The following is a 21,144-nucleotide window of genomic DNA, read 5'->3' on the forward strand; positions in this document are numbered from 1 at the left end:
GCGCTTCGGATGGGTAGCGTGGCCGCCATGTTCACGAAGGTGTTGGTTGCCAACCGCGGTGAGATCGCGATCCGAGCTTTCCGCGCAGGCTTTGAGCTCGGGGCCAAGACGGTCGCCGTCTTCCCCTACGAGGACCGGGGCTCAGAGCACCGGCTGAAGGCCGACGAGGCCTACCAGATCGGAGAGCTCGGTCACCCGATCCGGGCCTATCTCGATCCGGACGCGATCGTCGAGGTCGCCAAGCAGAGCGGCGCGGACGCGATCTACCCCGGCTACGGGTTCCTCTCCGAGAACCCGGCGCTGGCCGAGGCCTGCGCCCGGGCGGGGATCACGTTCATCGGACCGTCGGCGGAGGTCCTCACGCTCACCGGCAACAAGGCCACCGCCATCGCGGCGGCCAAGGCTGCCGGCGTACCGACCCTGCAGTCGGTCGAGCCGTCCACCGATGTCGACGCGCTCGTCTCCGCCGCCTCTGCTCTTCCCTACCCGCTGTTCGTGAAGGCGGTCGCGGGTGGCGGTGGTCGCGGGATGCGGCGGGTCGACTCCCCCGACAAGCTGCGCGAGGCGGTCGAGACCTGCATGCGCGAGGGCGAGGCCGCCTTCGGCGACCCGACCGTCTTCATCGAGCAGGCCGTGGTCGAGCCGCGTCACATCGAGGTGCAGATCCTCGCCGACGGCACCGGTGAGGTGATCCATCTCTTCGAGCGTGACTGCTCCGTGCAGCGCCGCCACCAGAAGGTCGTCGAGATCGCTCCCGCCCCCAATCTCGACCCTGAGCTGCGCGAACGCATGTGCGCGGACGCGGTGCGGTTCGCCAAGGAGATCGGCTACTCCTGCGCCGGCACCGTCGAGTTCCTGCTCGACCCCGCGGGCAACTACGTCTTCATCGAGATGAACCCGCGCATCCAGGTCGAGCACACCGTGACCGAGGAGGTCACCGACGTCGACCTGGTGCGTTCGCAGATGCGGATCGCGTCCGGCGAGACGCTGGCCGACCTCGGGCTCACCCAGGACTCCGTGCAGCTGCGCGGCGCGGCGATGCAGTGCCGGATCACCACCGAGGACCCCGCCAACAACTTCCGCCCCGACACGGGCATGATCACCACCTACCGCTCCCCCGGCGGCGCCGGGATCCGCGTCGACGGCGGCACAACGTACGCCGGGGCGGAGGTCTCGCCCCACTTCGACTCGATGCTCGCCAAGCTCACCTGTCGTGGGCGCACTTTCGAGGACGCCGTCACCCGGGCCCGGCGGGCCGTGGCGGAGTTCCGCATCCGCGGGGTGGCGACGAACATCCCGTTCCTGCAGGCGCTGCTCGACGACCCCGACTTCATCTCGGGCTCGATCACGACCTCGTTCATCGAGACCCACCCGCAGCTGCTGACCGCGCGGGCCTCCGGTGACCGCGGCACCAAGCTGCTCACCTACCTGGCCGACGTGACGGTCAACCAGCCGCACGGCGCCGCGCCGGTCTCGCTCCACCCGGTCGAGAAGCTGCCGAAGCTCGACCTGTCGGTGGCTCCGCCGGCCGGGTCGCGGGATCTCCTGCGTGAGCTCGGCCCGGAGGGCTTCGCCGCCGCGCTGCGCTCCCAGGAGCCGGTGGCGGTCACCGACACCACCTTCCGCGACGCCCACCAGTCGCTGCTGGCGACCCGGGTCCGTACCACCGACCTGCTCGGCGTCGCCGGCCATGTCGCCCGGCTGACGCCGCAGCTGTGGTCGATGGAGGCATGGGGTGGGGCGACGTACGACGTGGCTCTCCGCTTCCTCTCGGAGGACCCGTGGGAGCGGCTTGCGCACCTGCGTGAGGCGATCCCGAACATCAACCTGCAGATGCTGCTGCGCGGTCGTAACACCGTGGGCTACACGCCCTACCCGACCGAGGTCACCGACGCGTTCGTCTCGGAGGCCGCGGAGACCGGGATCGACGTGTTCCGGATCTTCGACGCGCTCAACGACGTGTCCCAGATGCGGCCGGCGATCGACGCGGTGCGGGCGACCGGGACGTCCGTCGCCGAGGTCGCGCTCTGCTACACCGGCGACCTCTCCTCGCCCGACGAGAAGCTCTACACGCTCGACTACTACCTGCGACTGGCCGAGGAGATCGTCTCGGCCGGGGCGCACGTGCTGGCGATCAAGGACATGGCCGGGCTGCTGCGGGCGCCCGCCGCGCGCACCCTGGTCACCGCGCTCCGGGAGCGGTTCGACCTGCCGGTCCACCTGCACACCCACGACACCGCCGGTGGCCAGCTGGCCACGCTGACGGCCGCGATCGAGGCCGGCGTCGACGCCGTCGACGCCGCGACCGCGTCGATGGCCGGCACCACCTCCCAGCCGCCGCTCTCCTCGCTGGTGGCGGCGACCGACCACACCTCGCGTGCCACTGGCCTGTCCTTGGCGGCGGTCAACTCGCTCGAGCCCTACTGGGAGGCCGTACGCCGCGTCTACGCGCCCTTTGAGTCCGGGCTGCCCGCGCCGACCGGCCGGGTCTACCGCCACGAGATCCCGGGCGGACAGCTCTCCAACCTACGCCAGCAGGCGATCGCGCTCGGGCTGGGCGAGAAGTTCGAGCAGATCGAGGACATGTACGCCGCGGCCAACCAGATCCTCGGCCGCGTCCCCAAGGTCACGCCATCGTCCAAGGTCATCGGCGACCTGGCTCTGTCGTTGGTCGCCGCCGGTGCCGACCCGGCTGCGTTCGAGGCAGACCCGGCTGCGTACGACATCCCGGGCTCGGTCATCGGGTTCCTCAACGGCGAGCTCGGTGACCCGCCGGGCGGCTGGCCCGAGCCGTTCCGCAGCAAGGCGACCGCGGGACGCACCTGGAAGGCGGCGTCGCCGACGCTGTCGGCCGAGGACGCCGCCGGGCTCGCCTCCGACCGCCGCGGGACGCTCAACCGGCTGCTCTTCCCCGGACCGACGAAGGACTTCACCGAGGCCCGCTCGAAGTGGGGCGACGTATCGGTGATCTCGACGCTCGACTACCTCTACGGCCTGCGCGAGGGCGAGGAGCACATCGTCGAGCTCTCCGAGGGCAAGACGGTCATCTTCGGGCTCACCGCCGTCTCCGAGCCCGACGAGCGCGGCATCCGCACCGTCATGGCCACGATCAACGGCCACCTGCGCCCGATCGGGGTACGTGACCGCTCCGTCGCCGCCGAGGTCGCCGCCGCCGAGAAGGCCGACCCTGCCGTTCCCGGCCAGGTCGCAGCGCCGTTCCAGGGCGTCGTCACCATCTCGGTCGCGGCCGGCGAGTCGGTCAAGGCCGGCGACACCGTCGCCACCATCGAGGCCATGAAGATGGAGGCCGCCATCACCGCCCCCGTCGACGGCACCGTCTCCCGCCTCGCCTTCTCCGGCACCCAGGCCGTCGACGGCGGCGACCTGGTGCTCGTCCTCGACTGAGCCGCGTTCCTTCGTCAAGGTATGCAGCCGAAGGCGCACATCCCGTGCGGAATTCCGCTAGGGATGTGCGCCTTTCCCTGCATACCTTGATGGAGGGTCAGAGCGCTGCGTACGCCTCGACCCAGTCCTCCGCACGCAGGTCCCGCGGCAGCACCGGGGCCTGAGATCGCCGGCGTCGCCGGGCGATCCGGCCGGCAAGTGCACCGGGGACGCCGTTGCGGCGCAGGATCTCGGCGACCCCGCGGCCTCGGCTGCTGAAGACCGTGGCCACCCACGACTGGAAGTCGCGGAGCTCCGACTCGGGTAGCAGCGGCTCACGACGGCGGTCGATGAGCAGCAGACCGCCGTCGACGTTGGGTCGCGGACGGAACGCGGTCGACGGGACGCGGCGGTCGAGGGTGAAGGTGAACCACGGCCACCACTGCGCGGTGAGCTGGGTCGTGCCGCCGACCCCCGCGCGCTTGCGGGCGACCTCCCACTGGGTGAGGAGTACGGCATGGCGCCACGTCGTCGAGGCGAGCAGGTGGCGCAGGATCGGTGTGGTCAGGTGGAACGGGACGTTGGAGACGACGACCGCGTCCTGCGGTGGCGCGTGACGCAGGATGTCGCCCTCGGCGATACACACGTGCGTACCGGTCCGTCGCCGCAGCTCGGCGGCTCGGCGGGAGTCGATCTCGACCCCCTCCAGCGGACGACCCAGCTCGGCCAACGCGAGCGTGACGGCACCGTTGCCGGTGCCCCACTCCACCAGCGGACCCTGCCGCTGCGAGACGAGATGGACGATGCGGTCGAGTACCGACCTGTCGGTGAGAAAGTTCTGGCCGAGCTCGTGCCGGCCAGGGCGTACGTCGGGCATGGATGCTCCTCGAGACAGAAGGAGCCGGGCGGCATGCGGGTAGCACTCGGAGCCGCCCGGCAGGGTTGCCAGGTGGCGGCGCGAATGCGACGAGTGCTTCGGTGGGATCCGCGCCGTCAGCGGCGGCGGATCCGAACGATCATCGTCATGCAGCAGTTACCCATGGCGCTCACGCTAGCGAAGCCGCAGCGCTGCTCGCACACCGTTTTAGCGGTGACTACTCGACGTGGTGGAGGCGGCGGGCGACCTCGGCGGTGGAGCCGGAGATCGAGGGGTAGACCGTGAAGGTGTTGGCGATCTGGTCGACGGTGAGGCCGGTGGAGACGGCGAGCGCGATGGGGTGGATGAGCTCCGAGGCGCGCGGGCCGACGACGACGCCGCCGATGACGACGCCGGTGCCGGGGCGGGAGATGAGCTTGACGAAGCCGTCGGCGATGCCCTGCATCTTGGCCCGCGGGTTGCCCTTGAGGTCGAGGCGCAGGGTGTCGGCGACGACCTCGCCCGAGTCGACCTGCGCCTGCGAGTAGCCGACCGTGGCGATCTCCGGGGAGGTGAAGACGTTGGCCGCGACCTCCTTGAGGTCCATCGGGATGACCGCGTCGCCGAGGAAGTGGCGCATCGCGATCCGGCCGGCCATGGCGGCCGTCGAGGCGAGCATGAAGCCACCGGTGCAGTCGCCGGCTGCGTACACGCCGTAGGCGGAGGTACGCGACACCTTGTCGGTGCGGATGAACCCGCCCTCGTCGAGCTCGATGCCGGCCTCCTCGAGGCCGAGGCCCTCGGTGTTGGGGATCGAGCCGAGCGCGAGGACGCAGTGGCTGCCGGTGACCTCGCGACCGTCGGTCAGCTTGACGGTGACGACGTCGCCGGAGCGAGTCACCGACTCCATCCGCGACTTGCTGAGGATGTTCATCCCCTGCCGCTCGAGTACGTCCTGGAGGACCGTCGCCGCATCCGCGTCCTCACCCGGGAGAACCCGATCGCGCGAGGAGACCAGCGTGACCTGGGAGCCGAGGTTGAGGTAGGCGTTGGCGAACTCCACACCCGTGACACCCGAGCCCACCACGATCATGTGAGAGGGCAGCTCGTCGAGGTCGTAGACCTGCTCCCAGGTCAGGATCCGCTCGCCGTCGGGCTGGGCGGTGGGCAGCACCCGCGGCCGGGCGCCGGTGGCGATCAGGACGGCGTCGTTCTCGATCGCCTCCTCGGTTCCGTCCTGGGCCCGGCTCGCGATCACCTGACGCTTGTCGGCGTCGATGCGCCCGGTGCCCTTGACGATCCGGATCCCGCGGCGAGTCAGCCGGCTCTCGATGTCGCTCGACTGCGCGAGCGCGAGCGACTTCACGCGCTTGTTGACCAGCTCGAGGTCGGCGTAGAGCTCGGTGGCCGGGTCGCCGTGGTGGTCGCGGAAGTTGATGCCCAGGTCGCGGGCGAGCGTCATGTCCGACATCAGCTCGGAGGTGGCGATCAGAGTCTTGCTCGGTACGCAGTCGGTGAGCACCGCGCTGCCGCCGAGGCCGTCACGGTCGACGACCGTGACCTCCGCCCCGAGCTGCTGCGCGACCAGCGCCGCCTCGTATCCGCCAGGACCCCCACCAATGATCGTCACTCGCGCCATGGTCGGCATTCTTCCACGCCCCCTGGAGCGGCAGAGTCAGCCCATCGTCTTCTGACCGTCGATGGTCTCCCGGATGATGTCGGCATGGCCGGCGTGCTGGGCGGTCTCGGCCAGGATGTGGGCGAGGGCGCGTCGATTGGACCAGCGCGCGCCGGACTCGAACCACGGGGCCTCGGGAACCGCGTGGTCCGCGTCGAGATCGACGGTCCGGATCAGCTCGTCGGTGGCGGCGGCCACGGCCTCGTACGCCTCGAGCACACCCTCCAGCGTCTCGTGCTCGGCGAGCACGAAGTCAGCGGCGAACTCGGCGTACTTCTCCGGCGTGAGCTCCTGCGCCACGGCACCACGGACGATGAAGTCGGCCCAGCCCCGCTCGCCGGCTGTCACGTGCTTGACCAGGCCGCCGAGGCTGAGCGCGGAGGCGGTCGGGGTGAGCCGGGCCTGCTCGTCGGTCAGGTTGCGGACGGCGAAGCGCAGGAAGCCGCGGTGGTTGGCCAGGGTCTCGAGCAGGTCGGCGCGCTCACGGGACGAGGTGGCGGTGGCGGTGGCGCTGGTCTTCATGGCGCTGGCGGCGGTTGCGGTCATGACATGGACTCCTTGGTGGTGTTTCCCTCTGACACCAGCAACGCTATGAGTCGTTCAGGTCAGTTTCTGTCCGCATTGGATCGAGGGCCGAAAAAGATCCTCCGGCCATTACCCTGCTGGGATGACGAGCCCTGCCAACCCGACCCGAAGCGACGCGGTCCGCAACCGTGACCTCCTGGTCACCGCCGCCCGCGAGGTGCTCGCCGAGCAGGGTCTCGATGCCCCGATGTCGGCGGTCGCCAAGCGCGCCGGCGTCGGCCAGGGCACCCTCTACCGGCACTTCCCCGACCGGCTCACCCTGGCCACCGCGGTGCTGGAGGAGAACGTACGCGACATCGAGCAGGTCGCCGCCCGCCCCGATGCGACGCTGGCCGATGTGCTCGGCGTCGTCACCTGGCAGATGATCCACTCGACCGCCTTCGTCGGCATCATCCGGCTCAGCGACGAGGAGAGCTCCCGCTTCCTGGCCGATCGCGTACGCACCGCCATCGGCGGGCTCCCGAGGGAGACCTACGACACCGACGACCTCATGCTCGCCGTCGCGATGGTCTCCGGCGGGGTGCACGGACCCACGCCTGAGGCGCGCGAGACCGCCGCCCGCCGGGCGTGGGGTCTGCTCGGGATCGAGATCGGCCCGGTCACGCCGGGCGTTTAGGCCGGGGTTTCTAGGCGGCAGACCAGCCGCCGTCAGAGGCGACCACGGCTCCGTTGATGTTCACCGAGTCGCGCGAGAGCAGGAACGTGATCGAGGCGGCGAGCTCCTCGGCGGTGGCGATCCCGGGGATCGCGACGCGCATCCCGGCCGTCCGGGACGAGCCGTAGGGGGCGCCCTCGGGCACGTGGATCCCGGTCGCGACCGCGCCCGGCGCGAGGGCATTGATGCGCACCCCGGTCCCCGCGTACTGGAACGCCGCCGACTTCGTCAGACCGACGAGGGCGTGCTTCGAGGTCGTGTACGCAGCACCGGCCGCGGAGCCGCGGAGCCCGGCCTCGGAGACGACATTGACGATCCGGCCCTCACCCGCGGCGAGCATCCCGGGCAGCACCGCGCGCATCAGCCGCATCGGCCCGTCGACGTTGACCGACATGCAGCGCGCCCAGATCGTGTCGTCGATCTCGTGCGGGGCGGCGTCGTCGTCCATCACACCGGCCACGTTGGCCAGCGCGTCGATGCGCTCCCCGGCAGCGGCCAGGACCTCGGATCCGGTCTCCGGCGCGGTGATGTCCGCGGCCAGTGCGTAGAACCTCTCGCCCAGCTCGGTCGCTGCCGTGGACAGCTTCTCAGCCGATACGTCAATGCCGACCACATGCCCGCCCTCGCCGATGATGCGGGCCGCGACCGCCTTCCCGATCCCGCCCGCGGCGCCGGTGACCACCACGGTCTGGCCCGAGAACCGGCCGCCGGTGAGCAGCTCGGTCCAGGGCTGGTGCGAGCCGATCTCGATGCCCAGGTCAGGCGCAGGCTCCGCCGGCGCGCTCGCCGGAGCGGCATCGGCCGTCGGCACGCCGTCGGGGATCACGCCGGTCTCGGCGATACCGACCAGCAGCCCGACGACCTCGGCCGGGAACCTGCCGCCGGACATCTCGACGAGCTTGTCCAGCGGCAGCCCGAGCGCCGGCGCGAGCGCCTCCTCGGTGCCACCGCCGGCCGCGATGACGCCGCGCAGGACCTTCCCGGCCACCGGATGGGCCAAGAAGCTGCGTACGGGCGAGGAAGCGGTGAGGGTCGACATGGCGGCGACCTTTCGTCGGAGGCGAACCGGACACACTTGTCCGTTTCGGCTATCGTAACCGCGAATGCCGCTCGGGGCACTTCGCGACCCTCGTCGGCGCACCGGGCACACCCCACCCCACGAGAGGAGCCGCGTCATGACCCTGCCGCGCTGCGAGAACCCGGTCACCCCCGAGCGCGCTGCCCAGATCAAGGCAACCCAGATCAAGGAGCGCTACACCGCCGAACGCGAGCGCCGGGTGCGTCCCGACGGATCCGCGCAGTATCGGCCCACCGAGGCCGAGTTCGGCTACTTCGCCGAGGACCCCTACACCGAGCGCGCCGACCGCGGGCCGGTCCGCGACATGGTCGACGTGGCGGTCGTCGGCGGCGGCTTCGGCGGCATCCTCGCCGGCGCGCGGCTGCGCCAGCAGGGCATCGAGTCGGTGCGCATCGTCGAGAAGGGCGGCGACTTCGGCGGCACCTGGTACTGGAACCGCTACCCCGGCATCCACTGCGACATCGACGCGGCCGTCTACCTGCCGCTGCTCGAGGAGACCGGCTACATCCCGCGCTGGAAGTACGCCCCCGGCGAGGAGATCCGACAGCACGCCGTGCGCATCGCCGAGAAGTTCGACCTCTACCAGAACGCGCTCTTCTCGACCGCTGTGACCTCGCTGACCTGGGACGACGCAGACCAGCGCTGGCTGGTGACCACCGACCGCGGCGACGAGTTCCGGGCGACGTACGTCATCACGGCGACCGGCACCCTGACCGAGCCGAAGCTGCCCGGCATCCCCGGGATCGAGTCGTTCGCGGGTCACACCTTCCACACCTCGCGCTGGGACTACGGCTACACCGGCGGCACCCCCGCGGGCGGCATGACCGGCCTCGCCGGCCGGAATGTCGGCATCGTGGGCACCGGGGCGACCGGCATCCAGGCGGTGCCGATGCTCGCCGAGGACGCCGGGCACCTCTACGTCTTCCAGCGCACCCCCTCCACCGTCGGCGTACGCGGCCAGCGCCCGCTCACCGCCGCCGACCTCGGCGCCGACCGCCCCGGCTGGGCCACCGAGCGCCGCGAGAACTTCCTGCGGCTCGTCTCCGGCGAGGCCGTCCCGGGCGTCGACGAGGACCTCGTCGACGACGCCTGGACCGAGTCGGCGGCGCTGCTCGAGAAGCTGCTGCCGAGCTTCCGCCGTGACTTCGAATCCTGCCACGAGAACCAGCAGAGCGAGGCCGCGTACGAGGCCCTCGACCACGCGACGATGGAGCGGATCCGCGCCCGGGTCACCGAGATCGTCGAGGATCCGGCGACCGCGTCGGCGCTCCAGCCCTGGTATCGCTATGCCTGCAAGCGGCCCACGTTCTCCGACACGTACCTGCCCGCCTTCAACCGCGACAACGTCACCCTCGTCGACACCGCCGACTCTCACGGCATCGAGCGGATGACCGAGCGCGGTGTGGTCGTGGACGGAGTCGAGTACGAGGTGGACGCCCTGGTCTTCGCGACCGGCTTCTCCGTCGGCGTCTCGGGGATCACCTCGGGCAGGCTGCCGGTGACCGGTCGCGACGGCGTACAGCTCCTCCAGGCCTGGGCGCAGGAGGGCCCGCGGTCGCTGCACGGCTTCGCGTCCAGCGGGTTCCCCAACCTGATCAAGATGGGCTCGCTCCACAACGCCAGCAGCGTGAACTTCAGCCACATCCTCGACGAGCAGGCCGTCCACGCCGCCGCGCTGGTGGTCGCCGCCGAGGCGCGCGGCGCCCTCATCGAGCCGTCCCGCGAGGCCGAGGACGCCTGGGCCTGCCGGCTCGCCGAAGGCGCGCCGCGGCATGCCTGGTTCCACGCCGAGTGCACGCCCGGCTACTACAACGCCGAGGGCGCCGGGCGGCCTGACGTACCCACCGGCTACCCGGGCTCCGCCGTCGCCTTCCACGAGGAGCTCCGCGCCTGGCGCGAGACCTCCATCGACGAAGCGCTCGCCGTGCCCCGGACGTGAAGAAGCCCGGGGCCGCGATACGTACGCGTCCCCGGGCCTCTCTCAGCCGGTCAGAGGTTGATCATGTGACCCGCGATGCCCTCGATGGCTTCCTTCATCGCCTCCGACAGCGTCGGGTGGGCGAAGACGTTGCGCGCGACCTCGTCGGCGGTCAGGTCCCACTGCTGGGCGAGCGTCAGCGCGGGCAGCAGCTCGGTGACCTCGGGGCCGATCATGTGGGCGCCGAGGATCTCGTTGTGCTCGGCGTCGGCGACGATCTTCACGAAGCCGACACCCTCGGCCATGCCACGGGCCTTGCCGTTGGCGGAGAACGGGAACGACGAGGTCTTGACGTCGTAGCCCTTCTCCTTGGCCTGCGCCTCGGAGTAGCCGAACGAGGCGATCTGCGGCTGGCAGAACGTCGCGCGCGGGATCATGTCGAAGTTGATCTCCATGGTCTCGGCGTCGGCGATGGTCTCGGCGGCGACGACACCCATCGCCTCGGCGGTGTGGGCGAGCATCAGCTTGCCGGTGCAGTCACCGATGGCGTAGATGCCCTCGACGTTGGTGCGGCCACGGGCGTCGACAGCGATCGCACCCCGGTCGGTGAGCTCGACGCCGGCGTTCTCGAGGCCGAAGCCCTCGACCCGCGGCGCGAACCCGAAGGCGGCCAGGAACTTGTCGGCCTCGAGGACCTGCTCCTCGCCGCCGGCAGCCGGAGCGACCCGGACCTTCACGCCCGAGCCGGTGTCCTCGGCGCCCTTGACGGCGGTCGAGAGCAGCACGTTGACGCCAAGCTTCTTGTACTGGCGCAGCAGCTCCTTGGACACGTCGGCGTCCTCGGTCGGCACCATCCGGTCGAGGAACTCCACGATCGTGACGTCCACGCCGAAGTTCTTCAGCACGTAGGCGAACTCGACGCCGATGGCGCCCGAGCCGCCGATGATGATCGAGCTCGGCAGCTGCTCGGTGAGGATCTGCTCCTCGTACGTCACGATGTTCTGCCCGTTGGGCACGACACCCGGGACCGAGCGGACGGTCGCGCCGGTGCCGATGATCAGGTTGTCGAAGGTGTAGTCGGTCGAGGCGCCGTCCTTGCCCTTGACGGCGATCGACTTCGGCCCGGAGAGGGTGCCCCAGCCGTCGATCTCGGTGATCTTGTTCTTCTTCATCAGGTAGTGCACGCCCTTGGCGCTGGCGTCCGCGACGCCGCGGCTGCGCTTCCAGGTCGCGCCGAAGTCCATGGTCGCGTCACCCGAGATCCCGAAGGTCTTCTTCTCGTGGGTGATGATGTGCGCGATCTCTGCGTTGCGCAGCAGCGCCTTGGACGGGATGCACCCGACGTTGAGGCAGACACCGCCCCAGTACTTGTCTTCGACGACGGCGACGGACTTGCCGAGCTGAGCGGCACGGATGGCGGCGACGTAGCCACCGGGGCCAGCGCCGAGGACGAGAACATCAAAGTGGGTCACGTACCCAAGGGTAGACCGCCAATAACAGATAGATCCCAAGCGGGTGAGGACTGGGCGGTAACCTCGTGACCCGTGACTCTCTACGCGGCCTATGGCGTCAATCTCGACCCGGCGCTGATGAGTGAGCGGTGCCCGCATTCACCGTTGCGTACGACCGGGTGGCTGGGCGGTTGGCGGCTCACCTTCGGGGGCGAGGACAACGTGCTCGGCGACGGACCGACGGCCACGATCGTCCAGGACCCGTTCGAGCAGGTCTTCGTCGCGGTCTACGACGTCGTGGAACAGGACATGGAAGCCCTGGAGAAGTGGGAGCTGGCCGACATCGGCCTCTACTTCAAGACCAAGGTGCGGATCTCCGCGCTCGCCGAGGATCTGCTCTGCGAGACCTATGTCCTGGACACGTACGAAGGTGGCATCCCGGACGCCCGCCACCTGGGCGCCCTGGCCGATGCCGCCGAGGCGGCCGGGGCACCGGCCGACTACGTGCACGCGCTGCGTACGCGGCCCTGCCGGTCCAACGACTGAGCCGGTCCGGGCAGGTCTAAACTCAGCGAGTGACCACGCCTTACGAACTCGCCAAGGAAGCCGCCTCCGCGCTCGCGGAGAAGACCGGCATCGAGAAGCACGACATCGCGCTGGTGCTGGGCTCGGGCTGGCTGCCCGCCGCCGACGCGCTCGGCGAGGACTACACCGAGATCGCCACGACCGACCTGCCCGGCTTCAGCGCCGCCGCGGTCCAGGGCCACAGCGGCAAGATCCGCTCGATCCGGTCGGCGAGCGGCCGCAACCTGCTGGTCTTCCTCAGCCGCACCCACTACTACGAGGGCAAGGGCGTCTCCGCGGTCGTGCACCCGGTACGCACCGCCGCGGCCGCGGGTTGCTCGACGATGGTGCTCACCAACGGCTGCGGCGGGCTCAACCCGTCCTGGTCCCCCGGCACCCCGGTGCTGATCAAGGACCACATCAACCTCACCGCCACCTCTCCGCTGGTCGGCGCCAACTTCGTCGACCTCACCGACCTCTACTCCTCGCGCCTGCGAGGGCTGGCGAAGCAGGTCGACTCCTCCTTGGACGAGGGCGTGTACGTCCAGTTCCCCGGCCCCCACTACGAGACCCCGGCCGAGGTGAAGATGGCCGGCATCATCGGTGGTGACCTCGTCGGCATGTCGACCACCCTCGAGGCGATCGCGGCCCGCGAGGCCGGGATGGAGATCCTCGGGATCTCGCTGGTCACCAACCTCGCCGCCGGCATCTCCGACCAGCCGCTCGATCACGCTGAGGTCCTCGAGGCCGGCCGCAGCGCCGCGACTCGGATGGGCGCGCTTCTCGGCGATCTGTTGCCCAAGATCTGAGTGATCCGCGGGGTTGGGCTGGGCCGCCGACCCGTTCTTCGAGGGTCTTCTCGACCTGCCCCGGACCACGTCGAGAAAGATTTTGGCTGGCTATCGGGGCGGCGGCCCGGGTGTGGCCACGGCACACTGCCCCGCGGAAGTTGACCATTCCGCGCCTACGCCAGACATGGGGTCTCCCCGCGTGAAAGAAAAATTTCTTCCACCCCACCAACCCCACCCCGGTCGAGGCGGCATCTTGCGGCGAACGAATTTTCGTTCGCCTCGCCGTGAGCCCCCTCCCCGCGCAAGTCCCGGGGGGCGAATTCCGGACGAACGAAAATTCGTTCGCCCCGCCACCAGCCCTTCGGGCAGGAGCCCTTTGCGGAAAGAAAATTCCTTCCGCACAACCCACCCGACCATCGCAGACGCGACGACCACCCAAGATCCCAAGCCCCCGCCCAACCCAAACCTCCGCGCCAAACCCCTGCCGCCGACCCGATAGCCAGCCAAAATTCTCGGCGGCGACCGGTGTCAAGGATCGCCGAAGGCGAGAACACCCTCCCCGAAAGGGTCGGCGGCAAACCCCAACCACAAAACACAGAAGCCCTTCCATCTTCGACCTCTCGATGACCTAGGGTCAGATCCATGGTCCCCACAGATCAATCTGCGCTCGTCGTCCAGGCCAGGGAATGGCTTGCCGATGACCCAGATGCACAGACCCGAGCCGAGCTCGAGAGCCTCCTGACCTCCACCGCCCCGGGGGCCGCGGCTGAGTTGGCCGACAGGTTCTCGGGCATGCTGCAGTTCGGCACCGCAGGGCTGCGGGGCGCGCTCGGGGCCGGGCCCAACCGGATGAACCGGGTGGTCGTGATCAAGGCCGCCGCGGGGCTGGCCCGCTACCTGCTCGCGACCGGCGCGCAGGGGCCGGTGGTGATCGGCTACGACGCCCGGCACAACTCCGACGTCTTCGCCCAGGACACCGCCGAGGTGATGACCGGAGCGGGCCTCCACGCGCTGGTGATGCCGCGCTCGCTGCCGACGCCGGTGCTGGCGTACGCCGTCAAGGCCCTGGGCGCGAGCGCTGGGGTGATGGTGACGGCTAGCCACAACCCGCCGCAGGACAACGGCTACAAGGTCTACCTCGGTGATGGTTCGCAGATCGTGCCGCCGGCCGACATCGAGATCGCGAAGCGGATCGCGGCGGTCGACAAGGTGAGCTCGGTCCCGCAGGGTCCGGCCGGCCAGGTGATCAGCGAGGACCTGGTCGACAGCTATCTCGACACGGTCGTCGGGCTCCTCAACGAGGGCGGCCCGCGCGACCTCAAGACGGTCTACACGCCGCTGCATGGTGTCGGCGGCGACCTGGTGAACCTGGCGATGAAGTTCGCCGGCTTCCCCGAGCCGCTCGTGGTCAAGGAGCAGGAGCGGCCCGATCCCGACTTCCCGACCGTCGCCTTCCCCAACCCCGAGGAGCCCGGGGCGATGGACCGGGCGATGGCGCTGGCGAGCAAGAAGGGCGCCGACCTGGTCATCGCCAACGACCCCGACGCCGACCGCTGCGCTGCCGCCATCCCGGTCGGCAAGAAGTGGCGGATGCTGACCGGTGACGAGGTCGGCGCGCTGCTGGCGACGCACCTGATCCGCAAGGGCGTGACCGGGACGTACGCGGCCTCGATCGTCTCCTCCTCGCTGCTCGGCAAGATCGCCGCGGCCGCCGGCCAGGCCTATGCCGAGACGCTGACCGGCTTCAAGTGGATCTCGCGCGCGCCCGGGCTCGCCTTCGGCTACGAGGAGGCGCTGGGCTACTGCGTCGACCCCGAGCACGTACGCGACAAGGACGGCATCTCGGCGCTGCTGCTCCTGTGCGAGCTGGCGGCGTCGCTGAAGGCGGAGGGTCGTGGCCTGGCCGACCTGCTCGACGAGCTCGCGGTCGAGCACGGCCTGCACGCCACCACCCAGCTCTCCGTCCGGCTTGAGGACCCGGCCCAGATCGCGGCTGCGATGCAGCGCCTCCGCGACCGGCCGGTCACCGCGTTGGCCGGGGCCACCGTGCAGCAGCTCGACGACCTCACCACCGGCATCGGCGGCCTGCCGCCGACCGACGGGATCCGCTACCAGCTGGCCGGCGGGTCGCGGGTGATCGTGCGGCCCAGCGGCACCGAGCCCAAGATCAAGTGCTACCTCGAGGTCGTCGAGCCGGTCGACTCACCGGAGGCTCTGGCGCAGGCCCGCACGGACGCCGAGATCGCTCTCGGCGCGCTCAAGGTCGACATCCGCGCCGCCCTCGGCGTCTAGACGGGCTAGCTCACGAGCAGGACTGCGAAGGCGACGGCCGCCACGACGGTGACGGCGATCAAGGGCCAGTCCCAGGTGCGGCGTACGTCCTCGGCGAGGGCGAACTGCTCGTCGGAGTCGCGCTTGATCCGGCGCCGGTCGCGGGCGTCCTGGGCCAGCGCGTTGAGCCGGTCCTCGATGAAGTCGGCGTGGTTGCTCAGGGGCTTGTGGTCGCGCTTGGCGCCCTTGATCGCTTCCCGCATCGGACGCCCGACGGCACCGCTGACGTAGGTGCGTCCGCCGGCGTAGGCGCCGAGAGTGCGGCCGACCGAGACGCTCTCCAGGGCGGCCATCGGGAAGCGCACCGTCGAGTAGAGGTGGTGGAGCACGAAGTCGCCGTCGCTGACCCCGACCTTGGTGCGGACGAACGCGGCGTACGCGACCAGCGCGAAGAGCACCCCTCCGGCCGTCGTCTCGGGGTGCCAGCCGGTGACGGCGTCGATCACGATGACCGCGACCGCGGCTCCTGCCGCGAGGAGTCCCCAGGTGGTGCTGCTGGAGTTGCGGAACCACTCCTCGGGCTGATCTTCATTCACGGCGCAAACCTTAGCCCTCCGGGGGTAGATGCATATGCTGAGCCCGTGCCTACCCCCGCTGACATCGCGAAGCTGATCGACCACACCCTTCTCAAGCCCGAGGCGACCCATGCCGACGTCGAGGCGCTGATCCTGGAGGCCGCCGAGCTCGGCACCTACTCGGTGTGCGTCTCTCCCTCGATGCTCCCGGTCAACGCGCCGGCCGAGCTGAAGATCGCGGTCGTGTGCGGCTTCCCGAGCGGCAAGCACCTCTCCTCGATCAAGGCCGCCGAGGCCAGCGCCGCGGTCGACGCCGGCGCGGACGAGGTCGACATGGTCATCGACGTCGGAGCCGCGAAGGAGAAGCGGTACACCGACGTTGAGGCCGACATCGCCGCCGTCCGTGCGGCGGTTCCCGCCCCCACCGTGCTGAAGGTGATCATCGAGTCCGCGGCGCTCGACGACGACGAGATCGTCGGCGTGTGCCAGGCGGCCGTCCGCGCCGGCGCGGACTTCGTGAAGACCTCCACCGGCTTCCACCCCGCCGGCGGCGCCAGCGTCCACGCCGTGAAGCTGATGCGCCAGACCGTCGGCCCCGATCTCGGCGTCAAGGCCTCGGGCGGCGTACGGACCATGGAGCAGGCCGAGGAGATGCTCGCCGCGGGGGCGACCAGGCTCGGGGTCTCGGGCTCGCGCGCGCTGCTGGCGGGGTCGGCTCCCGGCGCCGGCTACTGACTTCGGCCCGGCACAGGCGAGAATGCTCCGGTGCACGCTCAGGTCATCGTCCTCGCCGGGCCCTCGGGTGCCGGCAAGTCCCGCCTGGCCGAACGGCTCGGTCTGCCGGTCCTGAGGCTGGACGACTTCTACAAGGACGGCTCCGACCCCTCGCTCCCCCGGATCACCGAGGGCCCCAACGCCGGCCTGGTCGACTGGGACCACCCCGACTCCTGGCATCCCGATGACGCGATGAAGGCGATCACGGCGCTCTGCGAGACGGGCACCGCCGACGTACCCGTCTACGACATCGCCCACGACGGCCGCACCGGCTGGCAGTCGCTGACCCTCGGGGACGAGCCGTACTTCGTCGCCGAGGGGATCTTCGCGCAGGACATCGTGGCCGAGTGCCGCGACGCGGGGCTGCTCGCCGTTGCGTACTGCGTCACCCACTCACCGACGGTGACCTTCTGGCGCCGGCTCACCCGCGATCTCCGCGAGCGCCGCAAACCACCGTTCGTGCTGGTCAAGCGGGGCCTGGCACTGATGCGCGCGCAGCCGCAGGTCGTCGCGGACGCGGTCGCCAAGGGCTGCACCGCGGTCTACCCGAAGCACGGCTTCATCGCCATCGAACGACTCACAGGGCCGCGTACGCGTCCTTGATCTCGTGGATCAGGTCGACCCGCTCGTCGTAGGGGATGAACGCGGACTTCATCGCGTTGGTCGTCAGCCGCTGGAGCTCGGGCAGCCCCCAGCCGAAGGCCTCCACGATGCCGGCCATCTCCGCCGACATCGAGGTGCGTGACATCAGCCGGTTGTCGGTGTTGATCGTGACCCGGAAACCCAGGTCGTAGAGCAGCCCGATCGGGTGCTCGGCGATCGACTTCGCCGCCCCGGTCTGAACGTTGGAGCGCGGGCAGAGCTCGAGCGGGATACGCCGGTCCCGGACGTACGCGGCGAGCCGGCCGAGCCGCGGCGCCTCGCCCTCCTCGAGGGTGATGTCGTCGACGATGCGTACGCCGTGACCGAGCCGGTCGCAGCCGCAGGGGTGCACCGCCTCCCAGATCGAGGGCAGCCCGAAGCCCTCGCCCGCGTGGATGGTGAAGCGCATGTTGTCGGCGGCGAGCTGCTCGAACGCCGCCAGGAACCGGCTCGGCGGGAAGCCCTTCTCCGGCCCGGCGATGTCGAATCCGGCGACCCCTCGGTCGCGCCAGGTCACCGCGAGCTCGGCGATCTCGGCGGCGCGCGCGGCCTGCCGCATGGCGGTGAGCAGCTGGCGTACGACGATCTTCCGACCGATCGCCGCAACCGCAGCCATCCCCTCGTCGAACCCGGTCTGGACGGCCGCGACGACCTCGTCCAGCTCGAGACCGTTGGCCAGATGGAGCTCCGGCGCCCAGCGGACCTCGGCGTAGACGACGCCGTCCTCGGCCAGGTCCTCGACGCACTCGCGAGCCACCCGGGTCAGCGCGGGCAGCGTCTGCATGACCGCCAGCGTGTGCGCGAAGGTGTCGAGGTAGCGCTCCAGCGACCCCGAGTCCGCGCTGGTCACGAACCACTCCTCCAGCGCGACCGGATCGTCCTGGGTCCCCTCCGGCAGCCGGTGACCCACCTCAGCGGCGAGCTCGATGAGGGTCGAGGGACGTACGCCACCGTCGAGGTGGTCGTGGAGCAGCACCTTCGGGGCGGCCTTGATCTGCATGTCGGACGGTTCCATGGGCCCATCATTCCGTATGCCGCTAGATTCCGGGGGTGCGCACATTCACCACTCTCCAAGAAGTCTCCGACGCCGCAGGCACCGAGATCGGCACCGGCGAATGGCTCCAGGTCGACCAGGATCGCGTCAACGCCTTCGCTGACGCCACCGGCGATCACCAGTGGATCCACGTCGACGAGGAGCGGGCCAAAGAGGGTCCCTTCGGGGGCACCATCGCCCACGGTTACCTGACGCTGTCGCTGATCCCCTACCTCGGCGTGAGCGTCTACTCGCTGGAGACCCCCGGCGCGAAGCTCAACTACGGCCTCAACAAGGTCCGGTTCCCGATGCCGGTCCTGGTCGGCTCCCGCATCCGCCCGATCATCACCTTCGGCGAGGTCACCGAGCTCCCCACCGGCCTCCAGCTCGTCGTGAAGACGACGATCGAGATCGAGGGCTCCGCCAAGCCCGCATGCGTCGCGGAGTCGGTCGTCCTGCTCCTGGAGGACTGAGGCCCACTCAGGAGTAGTCGGCCCACAGCTGCTGGGTCGTGCCGTCGACGGTCATCTCGCCGCCGTAGGGCACGATCCACTGCGGTCGGGTGTGCCCGAAGGGCGGGCCGACGACGACCACGGCATCGGGGTTGTAGCGGGCGACGGTCTCGATCGCCGCGTCGCGCTGCTCGGCGCGCTTGGCGGCACGCTCCTCGGCGCTGGGCTGGCGTTCGAAGTCGGAGGTCGGCGGGCGGCCGACGATCACCGCGTCGATCGCCTCGAGCAGCCCACGCTCGCCCAGCGAGCGCGTGATCCAGCCGAACTCCTGCGCCGGGATGAGCTCCTCGGAGGTCTCCAGAAGGAGTACGCCGCCCGCCAGCACCGCCGGGTCGGCCGGGAAGCGTCCGGCGGTCAGCGCCCACTGGAGGATCTCGATGCAGCCGCCCCAGGTGCGGCCGGTGACCTCGCGGGCCGGGCCGGCCCAGGTCCACGGCTCGGTCGCCTCACGCTCGCCGTACTCGGTCAGCGCGCGCGGGTCCTGCCAGTCGTGCCCGATGTCCTCCGACTCGCCCGGCTCGGTGATCTCGAGGGTCTCACCGGTGAGGAGTGCGGCCTTGAGCGAGGCCTCGTGAACGGGGTCGAGCCCCGGCCCTGGCCCCAGGTGGACCTGCGTCGAACCGCCGTGGAACGCGGCGACGCCGTTGGTCCACAGCCAGTTGAGAAGGTTGGTGTTGTCGCTGTAGCCGAGGAACGGCTTCGGGTCGGCCCGCACCAGGTCGGCGTCGAGGTACGGGATCACGGTGATCTGGTCCTCGCCCCCGATGGTCGCCAGCACCGCCCGGATCTCCGGATCGCCGAACGCGGCGTTCAGGTCAGCCGCCCGCTCCTGCGGCGTCGCACCGAGCTTCCGGGTGGTCGGATACTCCACCGGCACCAGCCCGGTCACCTCGATCAGCCGCGTCAGCGCCTGCTCGTGGATCGCCGGTGCCACCCCGGGCGCGGCGAACGACGGTGACAGGACGGCGACCTTGTCGCCCGGAACGGCCTTGGGTGGCTTGACGATCTTCATGCCCGAAGTCTGGCTCCCCGCTCGGGCGCTGCGCGACCGGTTATCTCTCCCGCGCTGGTCAGCGGTGCGATCAGCCGATGCGGTCGAGGATCAGCGGCGTCGCCTCGTACGCAGCCCCGTCCTCGATCTCATAGCCATCCTCCAACGCGGCCAGCGCACGGTCGAAGCGCTCAGGGGTGTCGGTGTGGAGGGTGAACAGCGGCGTACCAGCAGCGACGGAGTCGCCCGGGCGAGCGTGCCAGGTGACCCCGGCCCCGGCCTGGACGGCGTCCTCTTTGCGCTCCCGCCCGGCCCCGAGGCGCCAGGCGGCGAGGCCGACGGCCATCGCGTCGAGCCGGGTGAGGACACCGGACGTCGGCGCGGTGACCACGTGGGTCTCGCGGGCGACCGGCAGCGGCGCCGACGGATCGCCGCCCTGGGCCGAGATCATCGCCCGCCAGGCGTCCATGGCCTTGCCGGAGGCGAGTACGTCGGCGGGGTCCGGACCGGACACACCGGCAGCGGCCAGCATCTCCCGGGCCAGCGCGACGGTGAGCTCGACGACGTCGGCGGGCCCGCCGCCGGCCAGGACCTCGACGGACTCGGCGACCTCGATGGCGTTGCCGGCGGTCAGGCCGAGCGGGGTGGCCATGTCGGTCACGAGGGCGACCGTGTTGACGCCGGCGTCGGTGCCGAGGTCGACCATCGTGCGCGCCAGCTCCTGCGCGGAGGCGAGCGTCTTCATGAATGCCCCGGCGCCGACCTTGACGTCGAGGACCAGCGCGCCGGTGCCCTCGGCGATCTTCTTGGACATGATCGAGGAGGCGATCAGCGGGATCGACTCGACGGTGCCGGTGACGTCGCGCAGCGCGTACAGCTTGCGGTCGGCCGGAGCCAGCCCCTCACCGGCCGCGCAGATCACCGCGCCGACCGACCCGAGCTGGGCCAGCATCTCCTCGTTGGACAGCGACGCGCGCCACCCGGGGATCGACTCGAGCTTGTCGAGGGTGCCGCCGGTGTGGCCGAGCCCGCGCCCGGACAGCTGCGGCACGGCCACCCCGCATGCGGCGACCAGCGGTGCCAGCGGCAGCGTGATCTTGTCGCCCACGCCTCCGGTGGAGTGCTTGTCGGCGGTCGGCCTGTCCAGGGAGGAGAACGACATCCGCTCGCCCGAGGCGATCATCGCCGCCGTCCACCGCGCGATCTCGCGCCGCGACATCCCGTTGAGCAGGATCGCCATGTTGAGCGCCGACATCTGCTCTTCAGCCACGACACCGGCCGTGTAGGCCGCGATCGTCCAGTCGATCTGCGAGTCGCTCAGCTCGCCACCGTCGCGCTTGGCGAGGATCACCTCGACCGCATCATGCTCTGACATGGGTACCACCC

The 21,144-nt window shown here is 70.4% G+C and carries 18 protein-coding genes; 9 read left to right on the forward strand and 9 right to left on the reverse strand.

The window, feature by feature from the left end:
• Nucleotides 1–27 precede the first annotated feature (27 nt).
• Entirely contained in the window at nucleotides 28–3,405 is a 3,378-nt protein-coding gene (locus OH802_RS29055; RefSeq protein ID WP_406023824.1) for a pyruvate carboxylase, read from the forward strand.
• 97 nt (nucleotides 3,406–3,502) lie between these two features.
• On the opposite strand, the gene erm is transcribed toward OH802_RS29055, so the two are convergent.
• The 3 genes from erm to OH802_RS29070 form a co-directional block, all read right to left on the reverse strand.
• Nucleotides 3,503–4,261, reverse strand: a complete 759-nt coding sequence (erm, locus tag OH802_RS29060) for a 23S ribosomal RNA methyltransferase Erm (protein ID WP_406023825.1) — start codon at nucleotides 4,259–4,261, stop codon at nucleotides 3,503–3,505.
• A 217-nt stretch (nucleotides 4,262–4,478) separates the two neighbouring features.
• Entirely contained in the window at nucleotides 4,479–5,879 is a 1,401-nt protein-coding gene (locus tag OH802_RS29065; protein ID WP_406023826.1) for an NAD(P)H-quinone dehydrogenase, read from the reverse strand.
• Between the two features lie 36 nt (nucleotides 5,880–5,915).
• Nucleotides 5,916–6,464, reverse strand: a complete 549-nt coding sequence (locus tag OH802_RS29070; protein WP_406023827.1) for a DinB family protein — start codon at nucleotides 6,462–6,464, stop codon at nucleotides 5,916–5,918.
• A gap of 121 nt (nucleotides 6,465–6,585) precedes the next feature.
• Here OH802_RS29070 and OH802_RS29075 point away from each other — a divergent pair, with 121 nt between their 5' ends.
• Nucleotides 6,586–7,119: a TetR/AcrR family transcriptional regulator gene (locus tag OH802_RS29075; protein WP_406023828.1), complete on the forward strand. Its 534-nt coding sequence runs from the start codon at nucleotides 6,586–6,588 to the stop codon at nucleotides 7,117–7,119.
• A 10-nt stretch (nucleotides 7,120–7,129) separates the two neighbouring features.
• Here OH802_RS29075 and OH802_RS29080 read toward each other — a convergent pair whose 3' ends face one another.
• Nucleotides 7,130–8,197, reverse strand: a complete 1,068-nt coding sequence (locus OH802_RS29080) for an SDR family NAD(P)-dependent oxidoreductase (protein ID WP_406023829.1) — start codon at nucleotides 8,195–8,197, stop codon at nucleotides 7,130–7,132.
• Between the two features lie 136 nt (nucleotides 8,198–8,333).
• Between OH802_RS29080 and OH802_RS29085 the strand changes: the two genes are divergently transcribed.
• Nucleotides 8,334–10,175 (forward strand): flavin-containing monooxygenase, encoded by a 1,842-nt coding sequence (locus tag OH802_RS29085; RefSeq protein WP_406023830.1) that lies wholly within the window; start codon nucleotides 8,334–8,336, stop codon nucleotides 10,173–10,175.
• A 50-nt stretch (nucleotides 10,176–10,225) separates the two neighbouring features.
• Here OH802_RS29085 and lpdA read toward each other — a convergent pair whose 3' ends face one another.
• A complete protein-coding gene (lpdA, locus tag OH802_RS29090; RefSeq protein ID WP_355226673.1) occupies nucleotides 10,226–11,626 on the reverse strand; it encodes a dihydrolipoyl dehydrogenase in 1,401 nt (466 codons plus the stop codon).
• Between the two features lie 72 nt (nucleotides 11,627–11,698).
• On the opposite strand from lpdA, the gene OH802_RS29095 reads away from it, so the two are divergent.
• The 3 genes from OH802_RS29095 to OH802_RS29105 all read left to right on the forward strand — a co-directional run bounded on the left by OH802_RS29095 (nucleotide 11,699) and on the right by OH802_RS29105 (nucleotide 15,252).
• Nucleotides 11,699–12,151: a gamma-glutamylcyclotransferase family protein gene (locus tag OH802_RS29095; RefSeq protein WP_406023831.1), complete on the forward strand. Its 453-nt coding sequence runs from the start codon at nucleotides 11,699–11,701 to the stop codon at nucleotides 12,149–12,151.
• A 29-nt stretch (nucleotides 12,152–12,180) separates the two neighbouring features.
• The gene (locus OH802_RS29100; RefSeq protein ID WP_406023832.1) at nucleotides 12,181–12,978 is read left to right on the forward strand and encodes a purine-nucleoside phosphorylase; all 798 of its coding nucleotides are present in this window, start codon (nucleotides 12,181–12,183) and stop codon (nucleotides 12,976–12,978) included.
• 624 nt (nucleotides 12,979–13,602) lie between these two features.
• Nucleotides 13,603–15,252, forward strand: a complete 1,650-nt coding sequence (locus OH802_RS29105; RefSeq protein WP_406023833.1) for a phospho-sugar mutase — start codon at nucleotides 13,603–13,605, stop codon at nucleotides 15,250–15,252.
• A 5-nt stretch (nucleotides 15,253–15,257) separates the two neighbouring features.
• Here the strand turns inward: OH802_RS29105 and OH802_RS29110 are convergent, their stop codons facing one another.
• Entirely contained in the window at nucleotides 15,258–15,827 is a 570-nt protein-coding gene (locus tag OH802_RS29110) for a hypothetical protein (protein ID WP_406023834.1), read from the reverse strand.
• Nucleotides 15,828–15,872: 45 nt separating this feature from the next.
• On the opposite strand from OH802_RS29110, the gene deoC reads away from it, so the two are divergent.
• Complete coding sequence (gene deoC, locus OH802_RS29115) at nucleotides 15,873–16,541, forward strand: deoxyribose-phosphate aldolase (protein ID WP_406023835.1); 669 nt, start codon at nucleotides 15,873–15,875, stop codon at nucleotides 16,539–16,541.
• A gap of 30 nt (nucleotides 16,542–16,571) precedes the next feature.
• Nucleotides 16,572–17,183: a uridine kinase gene (locus tag OH802_RS29120; RefSeq protein ID WP_406023836.1), complete on the forward strand. Its 612-nt coding sequence runs from the start codon at nucleotides 16,572–16,574 to the stop codon at nucleotides 17,181–17,183.
• On the opposite strand, the gene OH802_RS29125 is transcribed toward OH802_RS29120, so the two are convergent.
• A complete protein-coding gene (locus tag OH802_RS29125) occupies nucleotides 17,158–18,237 on the reverse strand; it encodes an adenosine deaminase (protein WP_406023837.1) in 1,080 nt (359 codons plus the stop codon). The genes OH802_RS29120 and OH802_RS29125 overlap by 26 nt on opposite strands.
• A gap of 35 nt (nucleotides 18,238–18,272) precedes the next feature.
• Between OH802_RS29125 and OH802_RS29130 the strand changes: the two genes are divergently transcribed.
• Nucleotides 18,273–18,728: a MaoC family dehydratase gene (locus OH802_RS29130; protein ID WP_406023838.1), complete on the forward strand. Its 456-nt coding sequence runs from the start codon at nucleotides 18,273–18,275 to the stop codon at nucleotides 18,726–18,728.
• 7 nt (nucleotides 18,729–18,735) lie between these two features.
• Here the strand turns inward: OH802_RS29130 and OH802_RS29135 are convergent, their stop codons facing one another.
• Nucleotides 18,736–19,779, reverse strand: a complete 1,044-nt coding sequence (locus OH802_RS29135) for a S66 peptidase family protein (protein WP_406023839.1) — start codon at nucleotides 19,777–19,779, stop codon at nucleotides 18,736–18,738.
• A gap of 70 nt (nucleotides 19,780–19,849) precedes the next feature.
• Nucleotides 19,850–21,133, reverse strand: coding sequence for a thymidine phosphorylase (locus tag OH802_RS29140; protein ID WP_406023840.1), 1,284 nt, complete (start codon nucleotides 21,131–21,133; stop codon nucleotides 19,850–19,852).
• Nucleotides 21,134–21,144: the final 11 nt, after the last annotated feature.

The sequence above is a fragment of the Nocardioides sp. NBC_00850 genome (assembly GCF_045207335.1).
Lineage (GTDB): Bacteria > Actinomycetota > Actinomycetes > Propionibacteriales > Nocardioidaceae > Nocardioides.

What these genes read in the sequence shown, in the direction of transcription:
- OH802_RS29125 (WP_406023837.1), bottom strand. Translation starts at nt 18,237, where the DNA reads ATGGAACCGTCCGACATGCAGATCAAGGCCGCCCCGAAGGTGCTGCTC.
- OH802_RS29085 (WP_406023830.1), top strand. Translation starts at nt 8,334, where the DNA reads ATGACCCTGCCGCGCTGCGAGAACCCGGTCACCCCCGAGCGCGCTGCC.
- OH802_RS29135 (WP_406023839.1), bottom strand. Translation starts at nt 19,779, where the DNA reads ATGAAGATCGTCAAGCCACCCAAGGCCGTTCCGGGCGACAAGGTCGCC.
- OH802_RS29055 (WP_406023824.1), top strand. Translation starts at nt 28, where the DNA reads ATGTTCACGAAGGTGTTGGTTGCCAACCGCGGTGAGATCGCGATCCGA.
- OH802_RS29080 (WP_406023829.1), bottom strand. Translation starts at nt 8,197, where the DNA reads ATGTCGACCCTCACCGCTTCCTCGCCCGTACGCAGCTTCTTGGCCCAT.
- OH802_RS29075 (WP_406023828.1), top strand. Translation starts at nt 6,586, where the DNA reads ATGACGAGCCCTGCCAACCCGACCCGAAGCGACGCGGTCCGCAACCGT.
- OH802_RS29070 (WP_406023827.1), bottom strand. Translation starts at nt 6,464, where the DNA reads ATGACCGCAACCGCCGCCAGCGCCATGAAGACCAGCGCCACCGCCACC.
- erm (WP_406023825.1), bottom strand. Translation starts at nt 4,261, where the DNA reads ATGCCCGACGTACGCCCTGGCCGGCACGAGCTCGGCCAGAACTTTCTC.
- OH802_RS29105 (WP_406023833.1), top strand. Translation starts at nt 13,603, where the DNA reads ATGGTCCCCACAGATCAATCTGCGCTCGTCGTCCAGGCCAGGGAATGG.
- OH802_RS29065 (WP_406023826.1), bottom strand. Translation starts at nt 5,879, where the DNA reads ATGGCGCGAGTGACGATCATTGGTGGGGGTCCTGGCGGATACGAGGCG.
- OH802_RS29140 (WP_406023840.1), bottom strand. Translation starts at nt 21,133, where the DNA reads ATGTCAGAGCATGATGCGGTCGAGGTGATCCTCGCCAAGCGCGACGGT.